Origin of the sequence: Pseudomonas sp. PB103, assembly GCF_009764635.1 — a bacterium.
Classification (GTDB): domain Bacteria; phylum Pseudomonadota; class Gammaproteobacteria; order Pseudomonadales; family Pseudomonadaceae; genus Aquipseudomonas.
On the sequence record NZ_RWIL01000138.1, the window covers coordinates 1 to 4,085 of the forward strand.

Here is a 4,085-nt window from a genome sequence, read left to right on the forward strand (position 1 = left end):
GGAGTACTCGAACACGAAACTGGAAACTGGCAGACGCAGTTTATTTAAACCCAGAACGCCCTGAAATTAAGGGCGTAATGGGCTAGCAGTTGTAGGACCAAGGCGACAGGTGCCTTGACACGTACCGTGGCTTTTAAAAAGACAAAATCAAAAGATCGCAGCCTTCGGCAGCTCCTACAGTGGGTGGTTTAGTAGGGTTTCGAGTTTTGCCAGGGGCGGGGCGTCCTGGTTGCGGTCGAATACCTGGATGCCGATTTTTAGCAATCGACCATGCTCTGCTGATGCGATTACCTGTTCACAGCGCAGCAACAACCGCCCCTGATCGCAATCCTGCGCTTTCATGCCGATCGGCAACTTGCCTTCCAGGCGCAGCTCGGCCATGCGGCTTTGCGCCGCCAGCATCGCAACCGAGCGATCCCGCAGAATCCCGCTGCTTTGCGTCATCAACCCCGCCACGCGCACAGCCGCCGACATCGCCACGGCAATAATCGCCAGCGCCACCAGCACTTCAATCAGAGTGAAACCTGCTTCTCGCGAACGCGCACGCATAAGTGGCCCAAAGCCAAAACACAGCCCTCGACGCTAACCCGCGTGCTTGACGGCTTGACGACGAAAACACCCGAGGATTTTCAACATCACTGACATATCTTCTTGCAACACTGCGCGTCGAATCGAATCAAGCCAGGGATTGTCGAGATGGATATCGCACCTTTCAAATCGCGTCAGCAACCGTTGCGCACGCCGCGTGGGCAGCAGGGTTTTACCCTGATCGAGATCATGGTGGTCGTGGTGATTCTGGGGATTTTGGCGGCGATGGTGGTGCCCAAGGTGCTCGACCGGCCGGATCAGGCGCGGGCGACGGCGGCGAAGCAGGACATTGGTGGGTTGATGCAGGCGTTGAAGTTGTATCGCCTCGATCACGGCACTTACCCGAGCATGAATCAGGGGCTGAAGGTGTTGGTGGAGCGGCCGGCGGATGCGAAGAACAGCAATTGGCGTTCGTACCTGGAGCGCTTGCCGAACGATCCGTGGGGCCGTCCTTATCAGTACCTCAACCCCGGCGCCAACGGCGAGATCGACATCTTTTCCCTCGGTGCCGACGGTCAGCCTGACGGCGACGGCGTGAATGCCGATATCGGTTCCTGGCAGTTGTAAGGCCGGCCATGAACAGCCGCTCGCCTGAGGGGGCGAAGCAACAGGGTATGGCGATTATCAGCGCGTTGTTGATTGCGGCCGTGGTGGCGGTGATTGCGGCGGGCATGTTGACGCGCCAGAGCGTGTCGACCCGTGCGCTGGAGGCGGATCAGCAGCGTGTGCAGGGGCGTTGGCTGGTGCAGAGCGGGTTGGAGATCAGCCGACAATTGCTCTGGGACGACCGTCAGCGCGATCCGTTGACCCGGCTCGATCAGCCGTGGGCGCAGCGTCTCTCCGCGCAAGGTTTTGAAGGGCGGCTGGAGGATGAGCAGGGCAAGTTCAACCTGCGCAATCTGGTGGCCAACGAGCGGGTTGATGAGGCGCAGGTGGCGGCGTTTCAGCGCTTGTGCGAGTTGATCGGGGTCAGCGCCGGGTTGAGTCAGCGCATCAGTCAGCGAGTGATCGCTTCGTACCCGCGACTGCTGGATGCGCAGATGGCCGAGGCGCCGAAAAGTGGTTTCGACAGCGGTCGCGCGACGTCGCCAAACGCTTCACGCAAACCGCAGAATCCGACAATGCCGATGCTGCGCAGCCTTGATGATTTGCGCAGCCTGGACGGCGTGAATGAGGCGGTGATGGGCAAACTGGCGCCGTACCTGACGGTGATTCCGGCGACGACCTGGCTCAATGGCAACACGGCCACCGCGCCGGTGTTGGCCGCGTATGTGCCGGGGCTGTCGCTGGAACGTGCCAATGCGTTGATTGCCGAGCGTGATGCCGGGCGCTGGTTTATCAACCGTGGCGATTTCTTCAACCGTTTGCGCATGCCGCAACTGGAGTTGACCAACGTCAAGGTCGGCATCACCAGTGACTGGTTTCGCCTGCGCGGCGAGGCGCGACGCGATCAGCGGCGGGTCAGTCTTGAGGCGTTGTTGCATCGCAGCGAGGACCGCTTGCCGCAAGTGATCTGGTCGCGGGTGGGCGTATGAGCCAGTTGAAAGTGGCGTTGCCGCCCTTGGCGGAACTGGATCTGCACAGTCAATTGCACTGCGCTTGGCTGGATCGTCAGGGCATGGTCACGCGGGAAGAACGCCTCAGTCTGAGCCAGTTGAGTCAGCAGTCGAAACTGCCACCGCTGGTGTGTTTTCTGCACCCGGCTGACAGCCTGTTGGCGAGTCTCGATTTACCGCCGTTGCCTGCCAACAAGATTGTCGCGGCGGTGCAGTGTGCGGCGCAGGCGTTGATGCTGGGCGACAGCAGCGAGATGCACATTGCGCACAGCTCGCGGGACGAGGCCGGGCAGGTGCAGATCGCCTGGGCGCCTCGGCAACAGTTGTTGGGTTTTGGTCAGTTGCTGAAAAGTGCTGGGCTGAACCTGCGCGGTCTCTACCCCGCGCCGTATTGTTTGCCGGTGCTGCCCGGCACCGTTGCTTGCGTGCAGGACGGGCATTTATTGCTGCGCGATAGCGTGCAAGGGGCGCGGGTGCAGCCGTTGTTTGATGACGGCCTCGATGGTGTTGTTTGGGAACCGGGTGCGACTCTTCACTGGATCGGCGATCAACCGCCGCCGGGTGCCGAATTGCCGATGAGTGATGCGCAGCGCTGGACCGGGCCGTTGCCCGGTTGGGGGCTGCACGGCGCGGTGCAAACGCAGAACACCGAGCATCGCGGTTGGGGCCGAGCCATTGGGTTTTCGGCGTTGGCCGTGGCGGTGTGGGTGATCGGTTTGAACCTGTATGCCGCTCGCGAAGCTGGGCAGGGTCAGCAGTTGAAAACTCAGATGAACTTGCGGGTAAAGCAGGCCTTCCCTGAGTTGCCGGTGATCCTTAACCCTTTGCAGCAGGCGCGTCAGCAACTGGCGGCGCGGCAGAAGGGCGCGGCGGATGATCCGGCGCAGACTTTTAATCGGCTGGTGTTGCAGGCGGGCAGCGGCATGCCGTCGATGGCCGGCAGTGTCGAGCGGCTGGCGTTTGTCGACGGTGTCTTGCAACTGAGTCTGCTCAGCGATGCCCGTCGTGGCGGCAATGATCAGGATTGGCAAAGCACTTTGGCCCAGGCCGGTATCAGCGTGACGGCAGATGACGAGGGCTGGACCTTGCGTCCGGCCACTGAAGCCACCCCAAGCGAGAGCGATGACAGCGGCGGAGCAGAAGAAGATGAATAAGGCCTCGCTCGCGCTCTACCGCGCCAAGTGGCAACGCTTTAACGCTCAGGTGCAGGCCCGTTGGCAGCCGTTGGCGTTGCGTGAAAAACGCATGGTCGCCGGCATGGCCGTTGCGCTGATCGGCTTGCTGCTGTGGGTCGCGCTGATCCAGCCGCCGCTGAAGAAAATCACTTATTGGCAAACCGAAACGCCAAAGCTGCGTGCGCAGACCGAAGCGCTGGAGGTGCTGTTGCGTGAAGTCAGCGTGCGCCCGGACGGGCAAAACGTGGCGCAGTCGCTGGAGCAGACTCTGCAGGCCAGTGGTCTCGGCGGGCTCTATCAATTGCAATCCGGGGAGGCCGGCGCCTGGCAGTTGACCTTCGACGCGGCGCCGGCCGACGCCGTGCTCGACTGGCTGTTGAACAACCCGGCACAACTTTCTCTGCAAGTGGTCGAGGCCCGTTTGCAACGCGCAGACAACCCCTCGACCGAAGTCACTGCCGGCACTTTGTCAGGCACCGTTCGCATGGATCAGGCGCTGGGCGCTAAGGAAGCTTCATGAAGGGGTCAGGATCCAAACCGGCACGTCTGGCGTTGCCGATGCTGCTGATGGCGTTGAGTGCATGCAGCAACACCACCACACCACAGAACCAGCCGCCATTGCTGGTCGACAGTGAACTGGGTCGGCCGCTGGCCAACACCCAGCGCAGCGGCGACGCGGTGCTTGACCGCGAACGTGCGCAGGCGCAGGCGCGACCGGCGCCGAAGCAATTGCACAACATATCCAAAAGTGCGCGCAGTGGGGCGG

5 protein-coding genes and 1 pseudogene are annotated in these 4,085 nt (G+C 61.7%); 5 read left to right on the plus strand and 1 reads right to left on the minus strand.

All coding sequences use genetic code 11. From position 1 onward, the window contains the following. Window positions 1-174 precede the first annotated feature (174 nt). Entirely contained in the window at window positions 175-549 is a 375-nt protein-coding gene (gene gspI / locus EJA70_RS25265) for a type II secretion system minor pseudopilin GspI (RefSeq protein WP_158834351.1), read from the minus strand. A gap of 147 nt (window positions 550-696) precedes the next feature. Here gspI and gspG point away from each other — a divergent pair, with 147 nt between their 5' ends. The 5 genes and pseudogenes from gspG to EJA70_RS25290 all read left to right on the plus strand — a co-directional run. Next, window positions 697-1,155 carry a type II secretion system major pseudopilin GspG gene (gene gspG, locus EJA70_RS25270; RefSeq protein ID WP_008087930.1) on the plus strand — a complete coding sequence of 153 codons (459 nt, stop codon included), beginning with the start codon at window positions 697-699 and terminating at the stop codon, window positions 1,153-1,155. 8 nt (window positions 1,156-1,163) lie between these two features. Beyond that, on the plus strand, window positions 1,164-2,123 hold the full coding sequence (gene gspK / locus EJA70_RS25275) for a type II secretion system minor pseudopilin GspK (RefSeq protein WP_158834353.1): 960 nt from the start codon (window positions 1,164-1,166) through the stop codon (window positions 2,121-2,123). Next, the gene (gspL, locus tag EJA70_RS25280; RefSeq protein WP_158834355.1) at window positions 2,120-3,298 is read left to right on the plus strand and encodes a type II secretion system protein GspL; all 1,179 of its coding nucleotides are present in this window, start codon (window positions 2,120-2,122) and stop codon (window positions 3,296-3,298) included. Before gspK ends, gspL begins: the two co-directional genes overlap by 4 nt. After that, entirely contained in the window at window positions 3,291-3,839 is a 549-nt protein-coding gene (gspM, locus tag EJA70_RS25285) for a type II secretion system protein GspM (protein WP_158834357.1), read from the plus strand. Before gspL ends, gspM begins: the two co-directional genes overlap by 8 nt. Next, window positions 3,836-4,085, plus strand: a pseudogene (locus tag EJA70_RS25290) (type II secretion system protein GspD); the annotation flags it as partial. The gene gspM and the pseudogene EJA70_RS25290, both read left to right, overlap by 4 nt.